This is a genomic window from Caulobacter sp. (assembly GCF_039596335.1).
Taxonomy (GTDB): Bacteria; Pseudomonadota; Alphaproteobacteria; order Caulobacterales; family Caulobacteraceae; genus Caulobacter.
On sequence record NZ_JBCNJZ010000007.1, the window covers coordinates 314,888 to 340,557 of the forward strand.

The 25,670-nt window shown below is 66.3% G+C and carries 16 protein-coding genes; 3 read left to right on the plus strand and 13 right to left on the minus strand.

Translation table 11 applies throughout. The annotated features are described in order from the left end of the window. Nucleotides 1-74 precede the first annotated feature (74 nt). The 6 genes from ABDW31_RS16865 to ABDW31_RS16890 all read right to left on the minus strand — a co-directional run bounded on the left by ABDW31_RS16865 (nucleotide 75) and on the right by ABDW31_RS16890 (nucleotide 6,446). Complete coding sequence (locus ABDW31_RS16865; protein ID WP_343699129.1) at nucleotides 75-1,478, minus strand: UvrD-helicase domain-containing protein; 1,404 nt, start codon at nucleotides 1,476-1,478, stop codon at nucleotides 75-77. Next, the gene (locus ABDW31_RS16870) at nucleotides 1,468-3,207 is read right to left on the minus strand and encodes an ATP-binding protein (RefSeq protein WP_343699130.1); all 1,740 of its coding nucleotides are present in this window, start codon (nucleotides 3,205-3,207) and stop codon (nucleotides 1,468-1,470) included. The genes ABDW31_RS16865 and ABDW31_RS16870 overlap by 11 nt, the downstream gene beginning before the upstream one ends. A gap of 183 nt (nucleotides 3,208-3,390) precedes the next feature. Further along, nucleotides 3,391-4,101: a hypothetical protein gene (locus ABDW31_RS16875; protein WP_343699131.1), complete on the minus strand. Its 711-nt coding sequence runs from the start codon at nucleotides 4,099-4,101 to the stop codon at nucleotides 3,391-3,393. 15 nt (nucleotides 4,102-4,116) lie between these two features. Next, nucleotides 4,117-5,103 carry a hypothetical protein gene (locus ABDW31_RS16880; protein ID WP_343699132.1) on the minus strand — a complete coding sequence of 329 codons (987 nt, stop codon included), beginning with the start codon at nucleotides 5,101-5,103 and terminating at the stop codon, nucleotides 4,117-4,119. Between the two features lie 69 nt (nucleotides 5,104-5,172). Further along, a complete protein-coding gene (locus ABDW31_RS16885) occupies nucleotides 5,173-5,583 on the minus strand; it encodes a ribbon-helix-helix protein, CopG family (protein ID WP_343699133.1) in 411 nt (136 codons plus the stop codon). Between the two features lie 8 nt (nucleotides 5,584-5,591). After that, nucleotides 5,592-6,446 (minus strand): type IV secretory system conjugative DNA transfer family protein, encoded by an 855-nt coding sequence (locus ABDW31_RS16890; RefSeq protein ID WP_343699134.1) that lies wholly within the window; start codon nucleotides 6,444-6,446, stop codon nucleotides 5,592-5,594. Between the two features lie 547 nt (nucleotides 6,447-6,993). Between ABDW31_RS16890 and ABDW31_RS16895 the strand changes: the two genes are divergently transcribed. Continuing rightward, the gene (locus ABDW31_RS16895) at nucleotides 6,994-7,413 is read left to right on the plus strand and encodes a thermonuclease family protein (RefSeq protein WP_343699135.1); all 420 of its coding nucleotides are present in this window, start codon (nucleotides 6,994-6,996) and stop codon (nucleotides 7,411-7,413) included. On the opposite strand, the gene ABDW31_RS16900 is transcribed toward ABDW31_RS16895, so the two are convergent. Further along, nucleotides 7,410-8,354: a hypothetical protein gene (locus ABDW31_RS16900; protein ID WP_343699136.1), complete on the minus strand. Its 945-nt coding sequence runs from the start codon at nucleotides 8,352-8,354 to the stop codon at nucleotides 7,410-7,412. The genes ABDW31_RS16895 and ABDW31_RS16900 overlap by 4 nt on opposite strands. Before the next feature lie 119 nt (nucleotides 8,355-8,473). Next, nucleotides 8,474-9,886, minus strand: coding sequence for an RES family NAD+ phosphorylase (locus ABDW31_RS16905; protein WP_343699137.1), 1,413 nt, complete (start codon nucleotides 9,884-9,886; stop codon nucleotides 8,474-8,476). 169 nt (nucleotides 9,887-10,055) lie between these two features. Here ABDW31_RS16905 and ABDW31_RS16910 point away from each other — a divergent pair, with 169 nt between their 5' ends. Continuing rightward, the gene (locus tag ABDW31_RS16910) at nucleotides 10,056-10,739 is read left to right on the plus strand and encodes a hypothetical protein (RefSeq protein ID WP_343699138.1); all 684 of its coding nucleotides are present in this window, start codon (nucleotides 10,056-10,058) and stop codon (nucleotides 10,737-10,739) included. A 42-nt stretch (nucleotides 10,740-10,781) separates the two neighbouring features. Here the strand turns inward: ABDW31_RS16910 and ABDW31_RS16915 are convergent, their stop codons facing one another. From ABDW31_RS16915 to ABDW31_RS16925, 3 genes are all read right to left on the minus strand, one after another. Beyond that, on the minus strand, nucleotides 10,782-11,078 hold the full coding sequence (locus ABDW31_RS16915; protein WP_343699139.1) for a hypothetical protein: 297 nt from the start codon (nucleotides 11,076-11,078) through the stop codon (nucleotides 10,782-10,784). Nucleotides 11,079-11,259: 181 nt separating this feature from the next. Then, the gene (locus tag ABDW31_RS16920) at nucleotides 11,260-13,455 is read right to left on the minus strand and encodes a ParB/RepB/Spo0J family partition protein (protein WP_343699140.1); all 2,196 of its coding nucleotides are present in this window, start codon (nucleotides 13,453-13,455) and stop codon (nucleotides 11,260-11,262) included. A gap of 409 nt (nucleotides 13,456-13,864) precedes the next feature. Then, nucleotides 13,865-14,236 (minus strand): MmcQ/YjbR family DNA-binding protein, encoded by a 372-nt coding sequence (locus ABDW31_RS16925; protein ID WP_184719105.1) that lies wholly within the window; start codon nucleotides 14,234-14,236, stop codon nucleotides 13,865-13,867. Nucleotides 14,237-14,477: 241 nt separating this feature from the next. On the opposite strand from ABDW31_RS16925, the gene ABDW31_RS16930 reads away from it, so the two are divergent. Continuing rightward, nucleotides 14,478-18,215, plus strand: coding sequence for a hypothetical protein (locus ABDW31_RS16930; RefSeq protein ID WP_184719104.1), 3,738 nt, complete (start codon nucleotides 14,478-14,480; stop codon nucleotides 18,213-18,215). A gap of 61 nt (nucleotides 18,216-18,276) precedes the next feature. Here ABDW31_RS16930 and ABDW31_RS16935 read toward each other — a convergent pair whose 3' ends face one another. Further along, nucleotides 18,277-18,723, minus strand: coding sequence for a hypothetical protein (locus ABDW31_RS16935; RefSeq protein ID WP_184719101.1), 447 nt, complete (start codon nucleotides 18,721-18,723; stop codon nucleotides 18,277-18,279). A gap of 230 nt (nucleotides 18,724-18,953) precedes the next feature. Next, nucleotides 18,954-25,649 (minus strand): hypothetical protein, encoded by a 6,696-nt coding sequence (locus ABDW31_RS16940; protein ID WP_184719099.1) that lies wholly within the window; start codon nucleotides 25,647-25,649, stop codon nucleotides 18,954-18,956. Nucleotides 25,650-25,670: the final 21 nt, after the last annotated feature.

The following is a 25,670-nucleotide window of genomic DNA, read 5'->3' on the forward strand; positions in this document are numbered from 1 at the left end:
GGTCCGGCGCTCGCGGCGTTCACGCGGTGCCCCCGAACGGCTGCGACGCTGACCGAAGCGCCGCGCTGGTCGCGCTAAGTTGCGCGCAACACATTGCTCGACGAGAACAGGGTCAGGGATTTGGACGCCCGGCTGATCGCGACATAGAGATGGCGCGCGTTCATCTGGTCGGCGTCCAGGATGACGGCGTGTTCGGCTTCCAGTCCCTTCAGCAATAGGGTGCTTCCCACCGCTCGCTTCGGCAGCGACCTGGCCGTCGCCCGGTGGCGTTCGCGGACATGGATCGCCGCCTCGCTCAGCGAGACGCCCTTGTGAGCCGAGCGATGAAGCGTATCGAGCATGGCGGTCAGGATCTGGCGGCGGAAGACCCGAGCGCCCGGCTCGGCCGCGAAGGCCTCGATCACCCGCGCGACCGCAGCGGGTCCATCATCGGCGCGCATGGCGAGACACGCAGCCTCGGCCTTGCTGGCGGGAATACGGGCGGTGCCGTTGTGCAAGCTATTAAGGCGGGTGCGCAGCGCGGTCATATCGATGCCGGTCATGACCTGCTTGGCTGCGGCTAGTGCGGCCTCAAGACGATCCTGCCCACGACATCTTTCAATGGCCGAGGCGGCGGTGATCAGGTCGCCGAGCTCCACCGGCTCGACCACATGCATCCCCGCGGTCTGGCGGGCGAAATCCGAGCGCGACGTGGGGCGTCGAGAGTCGCCGATCACCAGGAGCCCTTCGCCATCGGCGCTGCGCAGGCGAAGGACGACGTCCCGTTGGGCTACGGCCAAGGCCGTGGCGTCGGCCGGCTTCTGGCGCCAGATGACGTTAGGCGGCGCGCCGCGCAAATCTAGGCCTGTCCCGCCGAGAAGCCCTTTTCGCGCCTCAAGGATCCAGCGCCCGAAAGCGCCCTCGCCCGCATTGTTCCAGCGCCACGGCTCATCGAAGGTCCGCACGACCGGGAAATCGATGGCCACGCGCGTGTCCCAGTCGGGCAACGGCCCGCTGAAATCGAAGATGCGCTGGAGGGGGTCCCCCAGCACGCAGGTCGGCAGATGCTGAGCCAAAGCGACGATCAGGGCATGCTGATCGTGGCAGCAGTCCTGGTACTCATCGACGATCAGCCGCTGATAGGTCGCCAGTAGCGGCCGATCCAGCGCCGTAGAGGTGACCGCCTGCAACGCCGCCTTGCGTAGGGCCGGGTAATCCATCCGCGCAAGGCCGGCGATGACCATGCCGGAGAGTTGCGGGAAGTTACCGACCAGGCGCATCGACCAGCCGTCGATGGTCGCCAAACGATAGGCGCTGGCCGGCACGCCGGCCTTCTTAAGCCGCTCGCGCAAGGCCGAAACGCCAGCGTTGGTGTGGGTCAGGACCAAGGTGGTCCCGTCCAGACCCGCTTTCAGGGCTTCGATGATAGTTTGGGTCTTGCCGCACCCGGCTGGCGCGACCACCAAACCCCGGCGAACGGACGTCAGGTCAAAGGACAACGAGATCTTCCTCGTCACCGCCCGGGGTGACGTCGCTCCCCCCAATCATCCAAGCGCGCAGCGCTCCCAGGATTGCGGGCAGCGGCGCGGTGCTCTGCGCCAAGTATGGACCCAGGATCATACGTCCGACCTGCTCGGCCGGCTCGATCGCCTTGAACCATTTGCCCTTGCCGGCCGCCCGCCCCAGCTTGCCCCTGTCGATGTCGTCCAGGCCGAGCACCTCCAGGATCACGGGATCGAAGTCCAACCCCTCGTTGGTACAGCGCTGAAGAACGGAATCGTCGCCGTGAAGCTCACGCGCCATCGCCACCAGGGCCAGCACCGCCGCGTCCGGCAAGGATGCGAAGAGCTGCATCTCTGTTGAGTTCGCGCCGTCCCAGGCGAACTCGACCACATTGGCCGCTTCTAGGGCGGCGGCCTGTTCGGGCGTTGGACCGACATCGGAGTCGCGCCAGAGCGCCGTGCGATACCCCATGCGGCCGAAGGCGGCCGCTCGGGAAAACATGCTGCTGCCAGCGCCATCGCAAACCGCCACCCCTAGATAGGCCAGCGCATCCTCGCCCTGTTCGGTCCAATAAAGGTCCAGGCCTCGGGCCAGGCCAATTTCGGTCGCCCCTTCGCACACCAAGACGTTCGGCGCCAGAAACCCTTCGGCATTGGCGCGGACTGTCTTCTGGCTCTCCTCGTCGCCGCCGATCCCCTCGGCGCTGACCGTTCCATCCGCCCCACGCAGCACGCGCCATAGCTGGCTGGAGGCCAGTTCCCGAAGGACCACGGCCGAATGGGTGGTCAGGAACACTTGCCGGTCGGCAGGCGGGCTCTTGCTCCCCAACCGCTGGAGTAGGCGGCTGATCCGGTAGGGCTCCAGACCGTGTTCAACCTCGTCGATCAGGGAGATGGCGGCTGCCTCACCGGCCACCGCCTGCAAACTGGCGACCAACAGGCGCGCACTGCCGACGCCAAGGCTGCGCAGCGGTACGCCCTGGGCGTCATGCAGGGCGATGGCCCCGCCAGAGAAGCTGACGCCATGAGCGTCTAGGAGCGCCAGCGCCCCCTCCCCGCCCGGCACCCCCGCGGCCTTGGCCGTCTCGTCGACGATCTTGAGCGTGTCGGCGACCTGGGCGCTGGCGCTGTCGCCGAACGCGGACCGCGCCTGGCGCGCGGCTTCGGCCAGGGCCTGGCTGGCGTTGGCCCGCTGCTCGGACAGCCTGTTCAGGATCGAGCGTGGGCTCCAGGAGAAGTGGTGATTGGCCACCGCGCCCAGCCGGCTGGTGGCCAGGGCCACCCGATCGTTCCACGGGAGATCTTTGGTGACGCCGTCGGCGTCGGCGCGCTCCGAGTAGAGCGACCATCGCGGCTCCAAGTCGCTGTTGACGGTCAGCCGCATGGACAGCACCGGCTCCAGGCCTGGACCGGGTTCCGCCATAACGCCGCCGAGCCCCGCATCCCAGCCACGCAAGAAAAGCCCGTACGCATCGAGATCCAGGAGGGCGGGCGGCAGACCGCCCAAGGTCACGGTGATGACGATCGGCTGGCTAACATCAAGATTATGGAAGTCGGCGTCGCCGAACGTGGCCGACCGTCTCGGCTGCAGGACCAGTTCAATGGCGTCGAGCAGGGTCGACTTCCCCGAGTCGCCAGGGCCGATCAGGGCGTTGACCCCAACGGTTGGGACCAGAGCCCCCGCGGCGATACCCCGGAAGCGTTCGATTTCGAGAAGACGGATCAAGGCCATGCTCTAGCTTGTTTGCCCGCATGAGCTGCCGTCAAGCTTTCAGCGCTACCCTAGATCCACAGATCGGGTTGGGAAAGTCGTGCATGGGCGCGCAAGCCGGCGGGGTGTGGAGTCCGTTCTTCGCCGGTGGCGGGCGTGCTCCTGGCGCTGCCGCATCAGGATAGGATGCCGCTGGCCTTAGCTCTGTCCAGCCTGCAGCAATCCCAACCGACGTAGCAGGTCCAGACCGTAGAACGACACCTCTGGATCCTCGTCGATCTCGTGACCGTTTAGCTCGCTCCTCTTGAGACTGAGCTTTCGTTCGAACAGGCCGTTGGCGATCAGCCGTCCTTGGATGTGCATCTCGACCAGCCCATCCATGCTGTGGCCGGTGTTGATCCAGGCTCCCTCGCGCTGCTCCCAATGGCAATTGTAGCCGTTGGCCTCAAGCCAGGCCTTGTCGTCGCCATAGGTCTTGGTCCAGAGCATCAAGTAGCGGACATCGGCCTCCGTCAGGTCGTTGAGCAGGCGAACGACCGCTCTCTGATCTTCGGCCTCCCGCGTCGTTCCCATCAGTCCTTGAGCGACCAGATCGGCGAGCTGTTCGATGCGCTCGTCGGCGGTCGCCCGCGCCGCGCCCATCGCCCCATCCTCGATAAGACAGGCCTTCTGCGCATCCATGTCCGCGCGCAGCGCCTCCAAGGTTGCTTCGGTCGCCTGAAGCTTCGCCGCCAAACGGCCTAGAAACCGAACAATCCGCTCCTCGCGCAAGTTGGGGATAATCACCCCGACCACCTCGGTGACGAAGGCCCCGCCGACAGGCATGTTGCCCAAGGTCGCGCGCAGGAATTTGGCCGCGCGGTCGTTGAAGGTTTCCTGCAACGCCTTGGGCGTGGGGTCGTCCGTCATGCCCGCCTCGCTCGCCTACGCGGCTTGATCTTCGCTGGCCTGCATCTTGGCGAGGGTGATCACCTGAAAGACATAGTCGGCCATGATCAGCGTGTTTAGGCTGTTTTGCACTGTATCGTAGACGACCAGTCCGTGGGCTGCGGCATGACGATTGGGCACCGGATCAGCCGCGAAGCCCGCAACGTCCTCGACCGTTTTGACTTGGCTGTAGAGGTGGCCAACCAAGCGCTCGAACAGTCGCAATCCTGCGCCGCCGCTGGGTTCAATCGACGATAGGAAGATATCCCCCGCCAGGTCGTGCAGCCTGGGCAGGCTTCCGATCATGGCCGGCCCGCCTCCGTAAAGCTCGACACGGACCACACGCTCGATTTCGTTGAACATCAACGCCACCACCGAACGATGCCGCCCGTCCTGGTGGTTGTCCAAAGCTTCGACGACGGCGGCCTTGGCGATGTCGTCGATCGCATAGCTGTCGAGCGCCAACATAAAGGCCGCTCGCACCGCATCCCACCCCTCGACGTAGTGCGCATGTAGAATTGCGGCCACCTCCGTGTCGGACAGGTCAGGCAGCGCCAATTGATCGAAAGGCGTCGTGCGATGCGGAAGCCACCCCGCAGCCTCGCTACGACGCGCGCCTTCGTCGTTGAGATAAAGCGGCTCGAAAAGCGGTTGAAAAAGTTCGGTGGCTTTTCGGAAGCTCTCCAACGCCGGCGTGATCCCACGCACCAGCTGGGAGTGACGTAAGCCCAGTTCGAGCCATTTAGGACTGATGGTCTCTGAAAAGACCCGCCATTCCCGCTGAAACCGGAAGAGGTCGTTATTCAGGTTCACGAGGGTCGTCAGGCGCGGGGTCAGCGCCATCCGCTCCTGCAGCTTGCGAGCCTGCTCCACAACCTCCAGCCTCAAGGGCGACTTGAACTGCTGGACGAACTTGATGTGCTGTTCGAAGGGCTTGGCGGCCGCGATCATGCGCTGCAGGCGCTCGATACGTTCATCTTTCATCCTGCCCCCCCGAAGTCGACAGCTTCCCTTATAAACCTAGGCCGAGGCGCAAGAAACTCGCCGCCTCGATCAGCCCCCCTCCTCCCGCTCCTCCTGGAACTCCGTCCGTAACAGCCTGCCCGACGCCAGACGCCGGGACAGGGCATCGAGAAAGCCCGCGTAGCGCTCCTGCCCCTTGGCGTTCTGCGCCTTCTGGTCGCCTGCGCCCAAGCTGGGCGTTGCCGTCAACCATGCCTTCACGAACAAGGCGATCGCTTCGTTGGATATGGTCAGATCGCGCTCCAGGCGCTCGATGCCCCGGCTCATCCGATCCAGGCGCCGAGTCAGCGCCGCCTCGCTGGCCTCATCCCCATCGGGCGACAGGTAGGACGCCAGCGCCGCTTGGATGATCTCCGACTTAGATCGCTTCATCCGGCCCGCCGCCGCGTCCAGGGCCAGGACCAGATCGCGCGACAGGAAAACCTTGGCCTGGACTTTCACGGCCGCGCTCACAACGGAATGCCGTCATCAGGATCGAGGGCCGCTTGGCGCGCGACAGAACGGAACCGTCGCGCCTGGTCGGCCTGGGCCGCTTCGTCACCATCGAGTTCGAGATCGAGCCATGGCTCCGGCACAACCGGCTCAGGCGGCGTCGGGACCGGCGCCTCCAGCTCGGGCTCCAGGCGATGGCCGCCCTCATCCGCCGGCTCCCCATTCACCGGAGCCGGCGGCGCTGCGCCCGCGATCGACGCGACCCAGTCCGACGGCTCGCCGCCCACGAGCGGTTCCAGGCTGACGGGCGGCGGGGCCACCCGGGCGGCCAACGCCCGGTCCTTGAAGTAACGCACCTTGATCGCACGGATCGGCGAGACCCCCGACACCTGCACCAGGGCCTCGTCGGCGGGCAGTTGCATCACCTCGCCAGGGGTCAGCAGCGGTCGGGCGGTTTCCTGGCGGCTGACCATCAGGTGTCCCAGCCACGGCGAAAGCCGATGGCCGGCGTAATTCTTCATCGCCCTCATCTCGGTGGCTGTGCCCAGACTGTCGCTGATCCTGCGCGCGGTCCGCTCATCATTGGTCGAGAACGCGACCCGGACATGGCAGTTGTCCAGGATGGAATTGTTCTCGCCATAGGCCTTGGCGATCTGGTTGAAGGTGCCGATGGTAGCCATGGGGGTCTCTCCGATCTTGTCCGGGCCGCGCCGATCGCGGCCTCGATGGCGATCGTTCGACCGGCGCCGCAGACCGCTCCGCAGAGCGCGCCCTGCCCTCAGGCCTCGAGCATGGGGGTGCGCTCCCGAAGCCTTTGGCGAAGGACTGAAGAGGCGAACTTTCTTGCCTCGCGAGGAATGGGGCCGAAGCACGCAGTGCGCCCCAGGGGAAGAAAGTTAGGCCACGAGGTTGCGGTGGCGGGCCGGCCCCGGTCAGATCCGGCCAGAAGAGGACGCGCTCGACGCGCCCGGCAAAGATCTGTCGGAGAAATCCCGATGGCGACCTAAGGCGCCGCCACGGGCCCGCTGATGGGTCGCTCACCGAAGCCGGCGCCACCCTGGCCATCAACTCCACGACGGTTCGGCTCCGCCCCGTCGCTGACAAGGCCAACGACAAGGCGCCCGACTATCGCGTTTCGGCCGGCAAGGTCGCGCTTGGCAGGACCGGAAGAAGCCCGGCCAGGATCGACGCCTTTTTTCGGTCAAGTGGGACACCCCGTTCGGCGCGGCGCTTGACGCCGCCCTGGTCGAGATCGTTGGGGTCCAGACCCTAGACTGGTGGCGTAGCACCGGCCCCAAGGGGATGGGGCGGCCGGCTCGCCCTGCTATCCCGGCGGGGCGGGCGCGGCGCGCGAGAAGCGCGGTCGAAACGACAGGTCGCCGCCGTGGCGAAAACGGCGACGCAGTCTATAGCCACGCCATGACCGCCCTCGCCTTCCTCGCCGGCGCCGTGATCGCCTGCACCGCGCCGACCGTCCACGACGGCGACACCCTGCGCTGCGGCCAGGATCGGATCCGACTGTTTGGAGTGGACGCGCCGGAAGTCCGCCGGGGCCAGAAGGCCGCCGAGCCGCTGGCCTATGAGGCCCGCGACCATCTCCATCGCCTGACGCGCCGCCGGGTCGGTTGCCGGGTCGTCGAGCAGGACCGGTATGGTCGTCATGTCGCGCGCTGCTGGTCGGACGCCACGCCCGACATCAACGCGGCGATGATCCGGTCAGGCCTGACGACGGAATGGCGCCGCTACAGCAAGGGGGCCTATGCCACGGCGCAAGAGGACGCCCGGCGCGCCGGACGCGGCTTCTGGGCGCCCGGCGCCCCGCCCCGCCGGCTGCGCTAGGCGCCGCTCGCCCTACCACGGGCGGGCGCCGGTCCATGCTCTGGCGCCTCGGCCGGCGACGCCTTCAGGTCATCGACAACCGCATCGAGGATTTTGCGCGTGAAGGGCCGGGCGCGCAACGAGGCCTCGATGACGACGACAAGCGGCGGTGGGGGCGTGCTGGGTCGAGGGCGATCGTCCCGGACCAGACGCAGCCCCTCAGGGTCATAGAAGACTTGCACGTCGCGAGCGGGGTAGTTGCTGCAGTCGATCAGCATGGCGCGTTCGCCGGCCCACAACACGCGCCCCGCGCAGTCGGTCGGCGTGTCCTTCAGGCTTAAGCGCAACGGATGGAAGAGATAGCCATCCTTCTGAGCGAACCAGAGCATCATGCCGGCCACGATCAGATAGGCCGCGAAGAACATCCCGTAGGTCACGCCGCGGTCGATCTTTTCAAACGCGTCCCGCAGGCGCCCGTGGAACCCCGTCGCGGGTTCCAAAACCGTACGTCGCGCGCGCCAGTCATCCAGTACGACCCAGCCGCCGCCAAACCACCCCACCAGACCAGAGAGCCCCCATAGTCCTGCGACAGCAGGTCCATGCTCGAACAGCAAACGTAGGGTGATGAGGCCCAAGGCCATCATGATGATGTACAGTAAGGAAGCGCGCCTCCTGCTCGGATGAGACGCCATGCCGGTGTAGGCGCTGGCGTAGCCGACCGCCATGAAGGCCGGCGCGATCGCCAGATGCAGGCCCGACATCAGGACGTCCGTCGGCGTGGCGATCATCAGGAAGGTGTGTCCCCAGACGTCGAAGACCAGGGTGTTGACCAGGGTCGAGCCGAGGAAGGCCAGCCCCATGAACACCGACAACCATTCGGCCCTGCGCCAAAAGGCCCGCCAGGCGTCCAGCCAGTGCGCCGACGTCCCGCCGACGCCGTCCGTGGTGTTCTGCTCCGTCATCGCGCCCCTCAACGTCCGTGAGGCGTCGATATGGCGCACAACCCTGACCTGATCGTTACCGACCGCCATGTGACCGGCGACGGACGCCGGACCCGGACCGCACCCGTCCGGACCCAACACTAGAACGGAGCGTCACGTCCCGGCGAAACCCGGCGCTCAACCTCGAAGTCTTCCGTGCAAACCTTGACCGCCTTGACGAGCCGCACCGTCAGGCTGTCGCGATCCAGCCGCAAGGTCGGCTCGCGGTCGATCACCGGCTCCTCGAAGAAGGCAAGGAGCGGCATGAACGTCGCCGGCTGAGCAGCCTCCGGGGCGACGGGCGGTTCAGGCTCGGACCAGACGGTGTAGTGGGCGGGAAAGACAGCGTCCTCGGCCTGCGGGTGCCAGACATCGACCGCGCCGACGTGGGGCGGGCCGGGTTCGACCATGGCCGCATGATGGAAGAGCACCACATTGAACGCGCCGGCCACGCCCTGGGCCGAGCCATAGACGACGCCATCCAGGCCGGGGTCGAGGCGGTCGGCCAGATACTCGGCCATCGCCTGGGTCGCCAGATAGTCGGTGGCCTCGTCATTGGGCATCACGGGCATGCGGATGCGGTTGGCCAGCCGCTCGAGAAACTTCGCCAGTTCCAGTCGCCTGCCGAAGGCCGGGTCAAAGAGACTGCCGTCGACATAGAGGTTTTCCAGAGCCTCGACATCAAGCACCCGCAGCGGGCGCAGGATGTCGAAACGTCCGACGATGACCCGGCTGCCCACCGGCGGCCGCACCTCGGCCAGGGCCAGTTTCGGATCCGTGGCCCCATAGAAAACCGAGATGCCCCGGGCGTTCATGCGTCCGGCGCTGGCAAAGGCGCTGGCCGGCGAGCCGATCAGGCTCTCGGGCGCGGTCAGGGCCGCCTCCAGCGGGGCGCTGGCCTGGAACACCCGCGCCCGATGCAGACTCTCGATGTCGCTGCCGGGTCCGATGTCGCACACCACCCGGCGCCCGTCGTGGGTCGCATGGCCTTCGACACCGTCAAACAGCTCGGCCAGGACCGCTTCGGCGGCGCGATTGAAAAAACGCCCTCGGGTCTGAAGCCCAGCTTCGAATGCTCTCCAGCCGAGCTGGAATTCGAGATCGTTGATCCGGCTCTCTTCATAGTGGGCTTGGGCGTCGAACTCCGACTCCTCCCCCATCTTGGCCCGCTCGATGTCCCAGTGGCGCTCTGAAAGCAGAGCCTGCAGGTCGTTGGCCGGGGCCTCGTCGATACCCAGCAGGTTGGCGATCGCCTGGGCGGTGGGATCGCCGCGCCGCTCGAACCCGTCTTCAGCCGCCAGCGCCACCTCGTAGCCGACCGGATCGGTGGGGGTGCGGCGCATATGGGCCTTGAACACGCCCTCCAGTTGGTCGGCGAGTGCTTCGAGGGTTTCGGTCTCGGCCAGGCGTCCACAGTAGTCGCAGACCTTCAACGCCCCGCCGGCAATGATCAGCCTACAGACATAGTCCTCGCCAATGCATTCGACGCAAAGGCGGCGATCGTCGCTATCCATGATTTGCCCCCAAACTCCCGTCTTCTGGCCAGGGTCGCAACCGACGCCCGCCACCTCATCGCCGAAGGCGGGGCCACGCCCCGTCGGCCACTTCAACCTTTAGATGTTCACTTGATTTCCCACCCGCATACAGCACCATCGGGTCGCCATAGGGCAAATGGGGGAAATCTTGAAAGCCATCATCATCACCGCGTTGGCGGCCGCTGCGATACCGTCGATCGCCGCGGCGCAGACCACGCCCGCGACCGAAACCCAGTATGTCGCGGTGGCCGATGTGCTCAACCGCCTCAAGTGCGACATCTACAACGCCGTCAAGATCGCCCAGGACAAGGAGCAGCGCGACTTCACCATCACCGGCGAGGTCAGTTTCAGCGCCGAGGTCGTCGACGGGCTTAGCGGGACGATCGGCGTCACCGTCGAACCGCCGGTCCTGGCCGAAGCCACTGTCGAGGGATCCAAAGGCAAGGAGTCGACGCGCGGCTACACCATGACCCTGGGGTTCGACGCGGCGAAACTGCCCAATGCGCCGGCCGGGTGCGTCTCCGCTAAGGTCAAGACCAAGGGCGGCGCCGAGGCCAACGTGCCCTGGACCCAGGCGCCGCTGTTCACCTACACGCCGCTGTCGACCATGCAGGTCGACCCGGGCGGCGCCACGATCGCCATCCGTTCGGTGACCTATGCCGGTGAATTCAAGGTCGAGCGCTCGGGCGGCGCCAGTGGCGGCCTGACCCTGGTGGTCTTCAAGGTCGGCGCGGAAAGCACCCAGACCAAGACGAACGGCCAATCCTACAGCGTCACCCTGACGTTCAAGGAGCAATCCGGCGGCCGCGTCATCTTCAAGAGCAACAACTAGACGTTCGAGACGCGCTCGACGCCGTCTCGGCGGACGCGACTGCTAGACGGCCGCGTCCGCCACGCTCCTGAGGTCTTCGTAAGGCTCGGCCCCCTCGCCGGCCGCCAGGGCCTCGCCGCGCGTCCAGACGCGGGTCTCGCGCTCGCGGCTGACATTGATGCGGATGCCGCGATAGCGAATGCCGCGCCAGATCGCCGTGCAGCTGATGGGCAAACGAAAGCCGACCCAGTCGTCGGTCTGGAGGGTGATGACGCCGGGCCGGTCGTTGTCGTCGCCCGTCTTCTCAAACTCGGCCTGCATGGCCTCCAGAAGGGTGTCGATTTCGGCCTGGGTGATCATGGCCCACGCTTAGACGATTCCACGTCCAGGCGGATCGTCGCCGCTCGGACATGGCGCCGCCGTCCACAGCGATCGCCCCCTTGGCGCCGTGCGCTATCCAACGCGGCCGATCCCAAAGGATCGGCCGCGCCACGAGACACGAGATTGTCGAAGCGGGCGGCCCGAAGGCCGCCCGCTTCCCCTACTGCGCCGCAGGCAATAAAGCCTCGACCTCGGCGGCCTCGGCGTCGGACTGGCCGGGTTTGGACAGAACGGGGTCCTCCAGGGAGGCGACCGGCTCTTGGTCATCGACCAAGGCCGCGTCCGGCGACGGCAGGGGCTCATCGGCGATCAGGTCGCCGTCCCCGACGCCCGGTGCGCCCACTTCGGGATCGACGGCGCAGGCCGGGGCCGTGCGCAGCAGCACCGGCAGCCACCCGGCCTCCACCAGCAAAGGCTCGGCCGCCTCGACCATCTGCGGCTTCTTGAGGCCCGCAAGGCGCCCCGCCGCCTCGGCCGACACCCCGTCGGTGACGGCGGCCACAATCTGGGCCTTGGTCACGCGGTCGAGATAGCGCACGGCGGTCGGCTTCCAGTACGCGCGCATGTCGAGCCCCAGGGCCGTGGCCAGGACTTCGGCATGGGCCAGGGCGTGGGGCTTGCGCTCCCAGGCCCGCACCGCGTCCAGCGACAGGCTCACGCAGTGGGCCAGCAGACCGGCGCGGCTGTCCTGATCCAGGCCGACGATGAAGGCCCAGAGATCGGGACCGGACGCCGGGATTTGCCGCGCCCAGACCCGGTGACGCTCGGCGATGGCCAGACCGGCGAGGCTGTCCTCGATGCCTTCGCCAAATTGCCCCAGGTCGCGCGAGGCCCAGCGGATGTCGAGACAGGTCGGGGACGGCGACGTCCCGAACACCCGCGACACCAGGGCGTGGACCAGGGCGAGCTGGGCCAGGTCGGGGTTCTGGGCCAGGGCGTCGCGGAGGGCCGCGCTGCGGTGGGACGTCAGCTCGGCGATCACCCGATCGGGCAGCGGCGCCGCCGGATCGCCGGTGGGCTCATCGTCCTCGACGGGGGCCTGCCGTCCGTCTTCATCCGCGCCCTCGGCCTGCCCGAGGACCGCCTCGTCCGACTGCGGGCCATCATCCTCTTGCGCCTCTTCGTCTTCGGGCTGCGGCTCGGGGGCGGGCTCGTCCTCGGGCCGGACGTGGCCCCGGTCGATGCGCGCGTCGCCGTCATGGGTCAGGATCACCAGCACCCCGGCCCTGGCCTTCTCCTCGGCCTCGAAACCGAAGGTGTCGCCCAGGTCCTCCAGGGCCGCCGCGATCGCCGCGAAGCGGGCGGCGACCTCAGTCGGCGGCGGCTCGACATCGGCCCACTGATCGGTCAGGGCCGCTTCCTCGGTTTCGAGGGCGGCGATGGCCGCGACGTCTTCGGCGCTCCGGGCCAGGGGATGTTCCCAGATCCGACGACAGCCATGGCCGTGCGGGTAGTCCAGATGGACGCTGGCCCACTTCCAGCCCTCGCGGTCGCGAACCTCCTGAGCGACGGCGGCCAGCTTTTCAGCGACCAGACGGTCCAGCAGAACCACGTCCTCGACCCAGCCCGCATTGCCCTCGGTGAAGAGGTCGCGCAGCACCGGACCGCCCGCCGCGACATAGTCGTCCAGGCCCACGAAGCGCACCCGGCGGTCGTCGGCGCCGACCTTCATTTCCGTCATGGCGCGACGGATCGCGAAGGGCTGACGGTTATGCGGCGCCATCTGCTCATAGACCTGCATCTGGCGGATAGGGTCGGGATTGACCGCGAAGGCCGTGACCTGTTCGAGGGTCAGGGTCTCTTCGCGGTAAAGGTCGAGCAAGGCGGGGGCGACCGCCCCGAGGCGCAGCCGCTGGCGCACGACGTCGGGCTTGATCCCGTGGCGCGCGGCGATCTCCTCGGCGCCGTAGCCCTTGCGCTCGGCCATGTCCTTGAAGGCTTCGAACTCGTCGGCGGGATGCAGCCGTTCACGGCTGAAATTCTCGTCCAGCGACACCTCGGCCGGGTCGTTGGTGGTGTCGACCACGCAGCGGACCGGCGCACCATTGGCCAGGGCCTTGCGCTTGGCCAGCAGGCGCAAGGCTTGGCAGCGGCCTTCGCCCGCGCTGACGAGGTAGTAGCCGGTCTCCTGGCCGTCCTTGACCTCCGGCTCGACGACGAGCGGCTGCAGGACGCCCTTGTAGGTGATCGAGGCCGCGCGGGATTCGATCACCTCGGCGCTGTGGCCGACCCGGCGGACATTCTTGGGCGAGGCCTTCAGACGATTGAGGGGGATGTCGCGAACTTCGCCGTATTGCACGACGACCTGCGCGGGTCGCGGGGCCTTGAGGCTCGCGGATGCTGCTGAGGTGGACATGATGTGCCTCCTTGGGGCTGGGTTGCAGGCGCAAGGCGCGCCTGAAACCCTGCCAAGCGGCGAGCGCGGGTGTGCAAGCGGAGGGGCGCCTTCGCGGGGACCCGGCTGCAGGGCGCGCGCTGTCGCGGTGGCGAACTGTCGTCACGCCCGAAGCTGGGCGGAAGGCGATCCGAAGCGCGCCGAGGGCGGAGCCCTAAGCCCGGCCGCGGAAGCGGCTTGAGAAAGAGAAAGCGCCCCGCCCAGCGCGCGATAATGGCCTTTGCAGCACCCAAAACGCTGGATTGGAACAGCACGAGGCGCGGCCCATCCGAATCCGGCCGTCGCAGAGATGGTCCCTCGCGCGGCCCCCGGGGGGCGATGGCTCGTCGTGAAAGGATCGACCTCAGAGCGGTCGCAGGCCTAGACGCCGTCAGGCGGCGGCGGCCGGCCTGACGATGGGCGCGGCGGTCGTCCTGGCGCGCTTGGCCTCCACGCGTTGGGCGAACGACCAGGCGTCAGCCAAGATCTCGGCGGCGACGGCCTCGTTGATCGCCGCCAGGCGTAGCAGGACGATGCCCGACTTGCGCCGCCGCCCGGGCTCGCAGGCTACGCCGTCACTCAGCGACAGCGCCCAGGCCTGGCGCGCGGGGGCGATCTTGGCCACCGCCCAGCCGGGCGCCGGCCAACCCAGGGTCGCCAAGGCTTTGCCGCCCGCCCGAAACTGCACGGTCTCGAGGATGGCCTTGGCCTGGATATTCGGTCCCAAGGCCAGGGCCAGGGCGGTGAAATCGTCAGGGGTCATCGGATCCTCGCTGCGGCGCGGATCAAAATCCGAGTCGTCGCCGCGATGCAAAAGTCATCGGGCGGCACGACAGATCCGGTCGTCCCCAGCCGGTGGGGTGGTGGCCCAAGCCTCAGCCCCGAGGTTACGATCTGGCCGCGGCCATCGCCACCACGCCGGCGACCTCAAGGTGGGTCTAGCGATCTCGACCGGTACGCGACAGGCCTGCTATGGCCACGCTTAGATTGTGGAGCGATCGTCGATGAAGTGGATCAACGCCAAGAACCTGGAGACCTGGGCGGGCACCGCCCAGGGCCCGATCAATCTGCCGGGTCTGGTGGGCGCCCTGATCCGCGCCACGGTCACCAACCTCTCCCACTACCGCTTCCCCGAGGGCGACAAGGGCAAGGTGCGCGGCTTTGACGGCGTAGTCGAAGCCATCACCACCAGCGCCTTCGTGCCGGACGGTCGCTCGATCTGGGAATTTGGGGTCGAGAAGACCATCTCGACCAAGGCCTGGTCCGACTTCGACAAGCGTTCGAAGGCGATACCGGAGGAAGAGCGCAAGGACCTGAGCTTTGTCTTCGTCACGCCCCAGACTTGGGACACGCCCAGGGAGAAGCTGCACGATCTCATCGACGAGATGAAGGCGGCCTATGTCTGGAAGGACGTTCGCCTGATCGATGGCTCCCAGTTGGAGACCTGGCTGGACGAGCGCCCGGCCGTGGCCTCGCGCTGGGCCCGCGAGGTGATCGGCAACTATCCCAAGTCCGGCGCCCTGAGCACCGACGAGTTCTGGGAGGCCTATTCGCGCCGGTTTGACCCGCAGCTGACCGAGGATGTCCTCCTGGCTGGGCGAGACGCCGCCGCCGCGGATCTGGTGAAGGCGCTGCTGGGTGATCCTGGCCGCTATCCGCTGATGGCCGACTCGCCCGCCGAGGTCATCGCCTTCGCCGTCGCGGCCATCCGGCGCGCTCCGGCCAAAGAGCGCGACCATCTTGAAGCCCGCACCTTGGTCTTGAAGCACGAAGAAGTCGCCGCGGACTTGGCGGGCTACAAAAATCTGGTGTTCCTGCCGATGGGCAGCGCCGTCAGCCTGGCCGGCCTCCTCTCCAACGACGGCCCGACGGTGGTCGCCCTGGGTCAGGACCAGAAGGGCCGCCGCGAGAGCACCCTGCCCCGCCCGAGCGCCGACGAAATGGCCAAGGCGCTGGAGACGATGGGCTTCGATAGCGCCAAGAGTCGGGCGTTGGGCAAGGCCGTGGGTCGGAGCGTCACGATCCTGGAACGCCAGATCGCTTCGGCCAATGTGGAGCGGCCGCGCTGGGCCAAGTTGGGCCGCGCCCTGCTCCCGGCCATGCTGGCCGGGGCCTGGAACGCCAACCTCGAACCCGACCGCGAACGCCTGGCCGACCTCAACGCCCCGGGCAGTTACCTCGAGCTGCTACGGACCCTGCAGCCCCTGACCGCCGAGCAAGATCCGTTCATCGAGCAGGAACACCCGATCTGGCTGACGCGCGCGCCCGTCGACGCCTTTATCCAGCTTGGCAGCCTTCTGACGCTGGAAGACCTGGAACGCCTGGAGAAGATCGCCACCACCGTCTTTTCCGAGGTGGTCGCGCCCTCGGACGCGCCGTTCGCGCCTCACAACGACGGCTACGCCCACAGCGACTTCCTGAGACAAGGTCTGGCCCAGACGCTGCTGCAGATCGCGATGCTGCACGACGAGGCCCGACTGACGGTGCCGCACAAGACGCCTCAGGCCTTCGTCAACGACCTGATCAGCAATCTGCCGGGCCTGCGGACGGATACCCGGCTGATGGCCAGCCTGCGCGACGAACTGATCGTCCTGGCGGAGGCCGCCCCCGACCCTTTCCTCTCGGCCCTCGAGCACTTGCTCGAGGGGAAACAGCCCAAGGCCCTAGCCCTTTTTGACGAAAGCCCCGACATCTTCGGCCGCTCGGGCCCCTACTCGAACGTGCTCTGGGCTCTCGAAGCCCTGGCCTGGCCCAGTGAGCTTTTCCCGCGCGTCGCCCTGGTGCTGGCGCGGCTCGCCGAGATCGACCCGGGCGGTCGATACGCCAACCGCCCCAAGAGCACCCTGCGGTCCATCTTCCTGCTCTGGAATCCTGGAACCAACGCCACCTGGGAAGAGCGCCAGGACGCCTTGTCGATCGTGGTGGAAACCTACCCCTCGGTCGGCTGGACGCTACTGCTGAGCCTTTTGCCAGGCCGCCACGAGTCCGCCCTGGCCACGGTACGCCCACGGTTCCGCGACGGGGGCGGCCGCAGTGAACATGTGACCAACGCCATGGTCGGCCAGGGTGCGCGCCACGTGGCTGATCTGCTCATCGACCATGCCGGACTCGACGCCGAGCGCTGGACGGCGCTGATCCGCCGCCTCACCGATCTTCCCCCTGAGTATCGCGCCAAGGTCTTCGAGGGCCTCGACGCGGCGCGTCCGCAGCTGCCCGCCGACGCCAAGGCCGCGATCTGGGAGGCGTTGCGCAAGGAGCTGCGCCGTCATGAAGCGTTTGCCTCGACGGCCTGGGCGATCCCCGCCGAGGAATTGCGGGCCTATCAGGAGGTTACCCAACGCTTCGGCGTCGAGGATATCCTGGTGACGACGCGCACGTTGTTCACCGAGCTGCCGCTGGCGATGAACGACTTCGACCAGGCCATGGCCGACCTCAAGGTCAAGCGCCGCGACGCCTTGGGCCAGCTCCACGCCGCGTTAGGCGTCCCCGGCATCCTGGCGCTGGCGCGTATCAATGTTGAGGTCAGCTACGATGTGGCCATGGCGGCCGTCGAGATCCTGGAAACGCCCGAGGCCGTGTTCGAGCTCTTCGAAGCCGCGCGTCACGATCCGGCGCTGCGTCCTTTCGCCATCATGCTCAGCGGCATCAGCTACAATAGCTGGCGCGACAGACCCGAACGTCAGATCGCGTGGCGCGACGTCGTTCGTACGATGCATGACTTCGGCGCCCCCCCACTTGATATCGCCAGCGTGTGTTTCCATTGGCCCGACACGCCCGAGACCTGGTCGTTCCTGATCGAACTGGACGGCGAAGTGGCCCTCGCCTACTGGCGTGAAAAGCCCGCCGTATCCGTGGCGCTCGAACATCTGATCGCCGCCATCCTGTTCTATCTGGCGGTCGAACGCGGCAGCGCGGCCTTGCGGGTCGCCCACAATCACCGCGACCAGGTCCCCGCCGCCCTGATCCTGAACATGCTCGACATGTTGGTCCTGGAGATCAATGCCGGCCGCGTTCAACCCGACACCATGACGGGCTTCTATGTCGAAGGCGCCCTGGGCGCGCTCGACAAGGCCGCTGACACCGACGACCAAGACATCGCCCGTCGGGAGTTTTCTCTGTTGTCGGTGATCGAGTACCGTTCGCGCCGCTTGGCGTTGGAACGCCTGATGGCGTCCGATCCAGACTTCTTCTTCAGTCTGATCCACACCGTCTTCCGCGCTGAAGGCGATCCGGTGCGCGAGGGAGCATCGGAACAAGAGGTCAACGTCGCGACCCTGTGCTTCCGCCTGCTGATGAAATTCGACACGCTCCCGGGCTCTGGCGAGGACGGCGTGGACGCCGCCGCGCTCGCCGCTTGGGTCGACGGAGTGCGCCGGCTTGGCCGGGAAAATGCTCGCGGCCCCATCACCGACCAATATGTCGGCCAGGCCCTAGCCAATTCCCACGAGATCCAGCCGTTCTGGCCCGGCCCCATCGTCGCAGCCGAAATCGAACGGGCGCAGAACCAAGACGTCGACACCGGCGTCGAGGTTGGTCGGTTCAACCAGCGCGGCGTCACATCCCGGGGCATGGACGACGGCGGGGCCCAGGAATGGACGCTCGTCGAGCGCTACCAAGCCTGGGCGAAAGCCGCGCGTGGCTATCCCAGAACGGTCAAGATTCTGGAGTCCATCGCCGAGACCTATAGAGGCACGGCTGAGCGCGAGGACCGCGAAGTTCGCCTGCGCAATGCCCGCGACTAGTCGGATTTCCGGTCGTCGCGGCGCGGAGCAAGCCTGGGTCACTAGCCGCCGCCAGCGACGCCTATGCAGAGACGTCGAGCAGGGCTCCAGCGTTTACCTCTGATGGGTCAGCGGTACCTGCCCCCACGCGTTCGCGTAACCAATCTGCCAAGGTATTCAGAGAGTTGGTGCTCTGGTCACCATTCGATGCGCTGACGGCCCAGCGCTCCGCGCCCCCCAGAGAAATGAGTTTCTCGATTGTGGCGAGAGAACCCTTCGCCTCCTTTTCGGAGAAGCCAGAGACGTCGCCAAGGCGCATACCCGAAGATGATCGATTGGCCTGCGCACGCGCTATCGCCTCGTGCGCATCAATGAACGGGTCTGGGCGACTCTCTCGCCGTTGCGCTTGGGATTGGCTCGGAAGTTCCTTGGGCTGGAGTCGAACACCTACCGCCCCGGTATCGGCGGTCGCTGGCGTCGGATAGTTTGCGCGGATCGTGACCGCGATATCCCTGTTGCTGACATTCATGACGGCACCGTGACGTGAGACTACGACACAGCTCCCGCAAAAATTGAGCCAACCCGCCGTCGGCATAACACACTATATTATATGAATTTTTCAAGAGATTGTCGAACTAACGCTCAATCCTGACCGGCAATTCCAACCCGGTGGGCAGAATGTTTCCAGCTGAACTAGCAGGCTGCGTTACGGAAAAAGGAAAAGCGGCGCTTCAAGGGTCGAAGCGCCGCCGGGTAACCTCAAATCGTGAAACCAAAGCCATCTAGCGTGTAGAATTGCTCAATTGCCTTCGAGCCGCCCGCACCAAAGTAACCGATTATGACGATACCTGAATCTATCTGCCCGTTGTCATTCAGGTCGTTAAAGGTCGAAATATAAAGATCTGAACCTACAGCGACCGCAGCGACCTCAGACGCGGAATTGAACGTATTCAAGTACACGACATCCATTCCAGACGTGCCAGTGTCGGTAATATAGGTTCGAGCCGAAGTCTCGACGTAGTAGCGATCACCCCCATTTCCACCATGGGCTTCCCCCGCCCCACGAAGCTCGAACTGATCGCCATCATCTCCCCCATCCAGAATATAGGCGCTTCCGAGACCAACCAATCGATCTGCGCCAGCCCCACCGAGGGCCACGCCACCGTAAACCGTCAGGATATCGTTCCCCGTTCCGCCATCTGCGATACTGAAGATGTCGTCGACTGACGTAGTGATCTGGTCGTTACCGTCTCCGCCGTAGAGCAGATCCGCCTGCGCACCTGCTTGCGCCGCCCCAACTGGACCCGTGTTGCTGCCGAGATAGCCGAAGATGATATCGTTCCCGGCCCCACCACGGATCTCGTCATCGCCAGCCCCGCCCTCAAGGGTGTTGTCGTTGCCGTTGCCAATCAATTTGTCGGCGAAATTCGTACCGATGATCCCGAAGATATGATCAAAGCTATCGCCGGTGGCGTCTCCGCCAAACGCCGCGCCTGTGGATAGGTCGATTTCGACTGCTGCGGCGCTGGTCAAATACCAAACCATATCCCTACCCGCGCCACCTCCGAAGAAGCTGTCGGCGCCAGCGCCACCGATGAAGGTGTCGTCGCCTGTCCCACCGAGAAAGACATCGTTGAAGGAAGACCCCTCGAAAATTTCGATAGAGGCGTAGGTGTCGCCTGCCGCGATCCCCGAGCTTCCCGTTCCGCTGACGGAGATCGTTAGAGCGGACGTCGAAGAAAGGTAGCTGACAAGATCGACGCCTTGCCCCCCGTCAATGGCGTGGGCGGCCGCGCCCGCGATGAAAGTATCGTTGAAGTTCGACCCGGCGAAAATCTCGATGCTGTCGAAGGTGTCGCCGGTGAACCCGCCTTGGAAGCCGTCGAAAATTAGCACGACACTGCTTGCCGAGTCGGCGAACGAAACCGTGTCCGTGCCATCGCCGCCGAAGAAGGCGTCTGCCCCCGCGCCGCCGTAGAGGATGTCGTCGCCGACCCCGCCGTTGAGGGTGTCGTCGCCGTCGCCACCGAAGAGCTGATCGGCGCCGCCGGCCCCGTTGAGCTCATCGGCCCCGGCCATGCCGTACAGCATGTCGTTACCGTTGGCCCCGGTCAGGACGTTATTGCCGGCGCTGCCGGTCCCGGTGAAGGCCGCGCTCCCCGTGTAGGTGAGCCGCTCGATCTCCACCCAGGCGCCCAACGAGTAATTCGCAAGGGTCGTGCTGATGAGATCGTTCCCTTGGCCCGCGCCTTCGGTGATCGTGATCCCGGTGGTGGTGATGACATAGGTATCGTCGCCATCGCCCCCCCGTAGCCAGTGACCGCTGGTGGTCGAGGTCAGGGTGTCGTTGAACGCCGAACCAAGGACGACTTCGAAGTTTTTAATGACGTCGCCTTCGGCGTAGCCGCCGGACACCACATTGGTGGTCAGGTTGACGTTCACCGCTGCGGTCGACGCCGCATAGCTCAGAAGATCCGGGCCAGCGCCACCGTCCAGTCGCTCGGCCGCCGCGCTCGAGACGATCGTGTCGCCGTAACCGGTCCCCATGAACCCTTCGATGGAATTGAAGGTGTCGCCTTGCGCATCGCCGCTGCCGACCCCAGCCGCCAGGTCGAGGGTCACCGCGCTCGTGGCGTTGGCGTAGCTGACCGTGTCGATGCCGTCGCCGCCATTGAAGGTGTCCGCGCCGGCGTCCCCGATCAGCGTGTCGTTGCCGCCGCCACCGTTGAGCACGTCGTCGCCGCCCCCGCCTTGGAGGGTGTCGGCCGCGCCACCGCCGGTGATGACGTTGTCGAGACTGTTCCCCGTACCGGAGAAGCTGGCGCCACCCGCGTAGCTGAGACGTTCGATCTGCGGGAGGGCCGCCATGCTGAAGGTGGCCAGGGTCGTTTGGATGGTGTCGTCCCCGGACGTATCGACGATACCGACACCGGTCGCGCCAATGACGTAGGTGTCGTCGCCCGCTCCGCCCTGCAGGCTATGGCCAGCGGTCGCCGAGCCCAGCGTGTCGGCGAAGGTTGTTCCGATCAGGGTCTCGAAGCCCGAAATCGTATCGCCTTCGGCATAGCCGCCGGCGGCGGTGTTGGCCGTCAGATGGACGTTCACCCCTGCGGTCGAGGCGGCGTAGTCCAGAATGTCGACGCCGCCCCCGCCCGCGAAGCCATCGGCGCCCACGCCGGCCACGAAGACATCGGCGAGACTGGAGCCCTGGATGACCTCGATGCTGTTGAAGGTGTCGCCTTCGGCGTCGCCGGTATGCACCCCGGTGAGCATGTTGATGGTGACGGCGGTCTGGTAGCGCGCGGTATCGGTCCCAGCCCCGCCGTTGAGCTGATCCGCGCCAGCGCCGCCGTAGAGGCTGTCGTCCCCGTCCCCGCCGTTGAGGATATCGTCGCCGGCCTCGCCCAGCAGTTCGTCGTTGCCGGCGCCAGCGTTCAGGATGTCGTCGCCGTCACGACCATTGAGATTGTCGTTGCCGTCGCCGGTGGTGATGGTGTTGTCGCCGGCGTTGCCGAAGCCGTTGAAATTGCCTGTGCCGATGAAGATCAGGTTCTCGACATTGGTCATGCTCGACAGGGACGCCCCGCCGGTAGTCATGACGGTGTCGATGCCGCCGCCGACCGCCTCCTCGACCGTCACCGTGGCGCCGCTGATGTAATAGACGTCGTCGCCGGCGCCGCCAGCCAGCGTCTGGCCGGTCGTGTTGGAGCGCAGGGTATCGCCGAAGGCCGAGCCGACCACGCGCTCGAAGTTAGTGATGACGTCGCCCTGCGCGTAGCCGCCCGACGCCGCCCCCGTCGTCAGATTGACGTCCACGGCTGCGTCGGAACCCTCGTAGCTCAGCGTGTCGGCGCCGGTGTTACCGTCGAACTTGTCCGCACCGGCCCCGGAGATGAAGACGTCGTTGCTGGTCGAGCCTTGGATCAGCTCGACGCCATCGAAGGTGTCGCCTGCGGCGTCGCCTTCGTGCTGCCCCGTCGCCATGTCGACCGTCACTTGGCTTTCGTAGCGGACGGTGTCGGTTCCTGCCCCGCCAACCAGGTGGTCGGCGCCCGCGCCCCCGATCAGGATATCATTGCCGTCGCCGCCGTTCAGGGTGTCGTCGCCCACCATCCCGCGCAGGGTGTCCGCCCCCACGCCGCCGGTGATGACGTTGTCGTCGCCGTTGCCGATGCCGGTAAAGGCGCTTGTCCCCGAATAGCTCAGCCGCTCGAAGTTGGCGGCCAGCGTCCAGGTCGCCAGCGTGGTGATGATGAGGTCATCGCCCTCATCCGTTGCTTCGTTGATCGTGACGAGCTGATGGCCCACGACATAGGTGTCGTCGCCTTTGCCGCCCGACAGGACGTGGCCGGACGTGCTGCTGGCCAGGGTGTCGTTCCAGTTGGATCCGACGGCACTTTCGAAGTTGGTCAGCACGTCGCCCTCGGCGAAGCCGCCCGAAACCACCTTGGTGGTGAGGTTGACGTTCACTCCGCTCGTCGACTTTGCGTAGCTGATGACGTCGGCCGTGCCAGCCCCGGCGTCGAGACGGTCAATGCCAGCGCCCGAGACGAAGGTGTCGTTGAAGGTGGAACCGGTGAAGTTCTCGATGTCGCTGTAGGTGTCGCCTGCCGCTTCGCCAGCATTGGCGCCGTCGACGAGATCGACGGTAACGGCCGCCGCGGCGGCGGCGTAGGTGACCAAATCGGTGCCCGCGCCACCGTTATGGACGTCGGCGCCCAGGCCGCCGATCAAGATGTCGTTGCCGTCGCCGCCATTCAGGACGTCATCGCCCTCCAGGCCACGCAAGGTATCGACCCCGACGCCGCCCGTGATGATGTTGTTCGAAGCGTTGCCATAGCCGGAGAAGGAGCCCGTGCCCGTATAGGTCAGCCGCTCGATGTTGTCGGCGATCGTGAAAGAGACGGTCGAGGTCAGCACCAGGTCATTGCCGCCGCTGGTCGCCTCGATGATGGTCACCGATTGGTGGCTGACAACATAGGTATCGTCGCCAGCGCCGCCTTCCAGGGTCGCGTTGGACGATGTGAAGGTGTCGTTGAAGCTTGAGCCCACGACCTTCTCGAAGTTCACGACGGTATCGCCGGCGGCATATCCACCCGACGCCGCGCCGGTGAGGAGATTGACGCTCACGGCCGCGTCCGACGCGGCATAGCTGAGGGTGTCGGTTCCGGCCGCGCCGTCGAAATTGTCCGCGCCCGCGCCGGCGATGAAGATGTCGGCCGCAGCCGAACCCTGGATCAGTTCGATGCTGTCGAAGGTGTCGCCGGCCGCGTCGCCGGCGTGCGCGCCGGTGGCCATGTTGATGGTGACGGCGCTGGCGTAGCTCGCCGTATCGGTCCCAGCGCCGCCAAAGAGCTTGTCCGCGCCGGCTCCGCCGATCAGGACGTCGTTCCCGTCCCCGCCGTAGAGAGTGTCGTCGCCGCCAAGCCCCTGAAGGGTGTCGTTGCCGGTCCCACCGGTGATGACGTTGTTCTCCGCGTTACCTGTGCCGGTGAAGGCCACCGTGCCGGTATAGGTCAGCCGCTCGAGATTGTTGCCCAAGGTATAGGACGCCGAAGTCGTGACCACGCTGTCCTCGCCACCGCCAGCCGATTCGATGAGGGCAACCGCGCTGGTGACGAAGTAGGTGTCGTTGCCCGCCCCGCCTTCCAGGGGCGCGCTCGCCGTCGTGGCGGTGAACGTGTCGTCGAAGGCCGAGCCGACGAAGCGCTCGAAACCCTTGAAGGTGTCTCCGGTCGCGTAACCGCCAGACGCGGTCTGGGTTACGACATTGATGTTCACGGCCGCGTCCGAGGCCACGTAGCTCAAGATGTCGAAGCCGGTGGCGCCGTCGAAATTGTCCGCTCCGGCGCCCGCGACGAAAACGTCGTCCGCATTCGAGCCTTGGATGAGCTCGATACTGTCGAAGATATCGCCAGCCGCATCCCCGGTGTGAACACCGGTGGCCATATTGATTGTGACCGAACCGGCGAAGGCGACGGAGTCGATCCCCGCGCCGCCGAAGAGCTTGTCGGCGCCGGCGCCACCGATCAGCGCGTCGTTGCCGTCCCCGCCGTAGAGCGTGTCGTCACCGCCCATGCCCTGCAGAGTGTCGTTCCCGACCCCGCCGGTGATGATGTTGGCGTCGTTGTTGCCGAGACCCGAGAAGGCGCCTGCGCCCGAGTAGGTCAGGCGCTCGAGGTTGACGCCCAGGGTGTAGGTGGCCAGAGCGGTCTGGACGGTGTCGTCGCCGCCCCCTGCCGCCTCGATGACGGTGACGCCCGTGCCAACGATATAGAGATCATCGCCCGCGCCGCCTTCGAGCACGTGGCCACTGGTCGTCGAACCCAGGGTGTCGCTGAAGGCCGACCCCTGCACGCGCTCGAAGTTCTTGATCACGTCGCCTTGGGCGTAGCCTCCCGAGGCGGTGTTGGTGGTGATGTTGACGCTGACGGCCGCATTCGAAGCGGCGTAGCTGAGGATGTCGACACCACCGGCGGAGTCGAAATTGTCAGCGCCTGCGCCAGAGATGAAGGTGTCGGAAGACGCCGAACCCTGGATGATCTCGATGCTGTCGAAGATGTCGCCCGCCGCGTCGCCGGTGTGCACGCCGGTGTCGGTGTTGATGGTGACCGAGCCCGCGAAGGCGACCGAGGCGATCCCCGCGCCGCCGAAGAGCTTGTCCACGCCCGCGCCGCCGATCAGGACGTCATTGCCGTCCCCGCCGTAGAGGGTGTCGTCGCCGCCCATCCCCTGAAGGGTGTCGTTGCCGGCCCCGCCGGTCATGACGTTGGCGTCGTTGTTGCCGATGCCTGAGAAGGCGCCCGCCCCCGAATAGGTCAGACGCTCGAGGTTCACGCCCAGAGTGTAGGTGGCCAGGGCGGTCTGGACGGTGTCGTCACCGCTTCCAGCCGCCTCACTGACGACGACGCCGGCGCCGCTGACGATGTAGAGGTCATCCCCCGCCCCACCATCCAGAACGTGCCCATTGCCGCTGGACCCCAGGGTGTCGCCGAACACCGAGCCCACCAGGCGCTCGAAGTTCTTGATAACATCGCCCTGGGCGTAGCCGCCCGACGCGGTGTTTGTGCCGATATTGACGTTCACCGCCGCATCTGAGGCCGCGTAGCTCAGGATATCGGTCCCGCCCCCGCCATCGAAGTTGTCGGCGCCCGCGCCGGAGACGAAGGTGTCCGTCGAATTGGAGCCGGCAATAATCTCAATGCTATCGAACGTGTCGCCAGCCGCCTCGCCGATATGAACGCCGGTCGCGGTGTTGATCGTCACGGCGGAGCTGTAGACGGCGGTGTCGGTCCCTGCGCCCCCAAACAACGCGTCCGCACCCAATCCCCCAGACAGGACATCGTTGCCGTCACCGCCATTGAGGATGTCGTTGCCGGCGAGGCCGTTGATGATATCGGCTACTGCCGTGCCGGTAAGCGTGTCGTCGCCGTTGGTGCCGTTGATCGTCGCCATGAAGCCCTCCCAAACTCTACC

What these genes read in the sequence shown, in the direction of transcription:
- ABDW31_RS16875 (WP_343699131.1), bottom strand. Translation starts at nt 4,101, where the DNA reads ATGACGGACGACCCCACGCCCAAGGCGTTGCAGGAAACCTTCAACGAC.
- ABDW31_RS16880 (WP_343699132.1), bottom strand. Translation starts at nt 5,103, where the DNA reads ATGAAAGATGAACGTATCGAGCGCCTGCAGCGCATGATCGCGGCCGCC.
- ABDW31_RS16895 (WP_343699135.1), top strand. Translation starts at nt 6,994, where the DNA reads ATGACCGCCCTCGCCTTCCTCGCCGGCGCCGTGATCGCCTGCACCGCG.
- ABDW31_RS16900 (WP_343699136.1), bottom strand. Translation starts at nt 8,354, where the DNA reads ATGACGGAGCAGAACACCACGGACGGCGTCGGCGGGACGTCGGCGCAC.
- ABDW31_RS16905 (WP_343699137.1), bottom strand. Translation starts at nt 9,886, where the DNA reads ATGGATAGCGACGATCGCCGCCTTTGCGTCGAATGCATTGGCGAGGAC.
- ABDW31_RS16915 (WP_343699139.1), bottom strand. Translation starts at nt 11,078, where the DNA reads ATGATCACCCAGGCCGAAATCGACACCCTTCTGGAGGCCATGCAGGCC.
- ABDW31_RS16920 (WP_343699140.1), bottom strand. Translation starts at nt 13,455, where the DNA reads ATGTCCACCTCAGCAGCATCCGCGAGCCTCAAGGCCCCGCGACCCGCG.
- ABDW31_RS16925 (WP_184719105.1), bottom strand. Translation starts at nt 14,236, where the DNA reads ATGACCCCTGACGATTTCACCGCCCTGGCCCTGGCCTTGGGACCGAAT.
- ABDW31_RS16930 (WP_184719104.1), top strand. Translation starts at nt 14,478, where the DNA reads ATGAAGTGGATCAACGCCAAGAACCTGGAGACCTGGGCGGGCACCGCC.
- ABDW31_RS16935 (WP_184719101.1), bottom strand. Translation starts at nt 18,723, where the DNA reads ATGAATGTCAGCAACAGGGATATCGCGGTCACGATCCGCGCAAACTAT.
- ABDW31_RS16940 (WP_184719099.1), bottom strand. Translation starts at nt 25,649, where the DNA reads ATGGCGACGATCAACGGCACCAACGGCGACGACACGCTTACCGGCACG.